At 75.7% G+C, this 214-nt stretch carries 1 pseudogene; it reads right to left on the bottom strand.

The features are described 5' to 3' along the window. Positions 1-214, bottom strand: a pseudogene (locus QWY28_RS24130) (hypothetical protein); the annotation flags it as partial.

Genomic DNA, 214 nt, shown 5'->3' with positions numbered 1-214 from the left:
CCGTGGTCAGCAGGCCGAAGACGAGGACGACCGCGCTGATCGCCAGGACGGTGAACGGCAGCCGCTCCCGTACGTCGTCGTCGCCGGCGAGGCCGACGACGGAGGCCACCACCAACCCCCCCACGGGCGCGGCCGTGCCGAAGCACCAGAACAGCACCATCCGGCCGCCGACGCCGGCGCCGCGCGGCCGGTGGGTGACCGCGAGGCCGTCGAG

This window comes from Nocardioides oceani (assembly GCF_030412965.1).
Taxonomy (GTDB): Bacteria; Actinomycetota; Actinomycetes; order Propionibacteriales; family Nocardioidaceae; genus Nocardioides; species Nocardioides oceani.
This window is presented reverse-complemented; position numbering and strand designations above follow the sequence as displayed.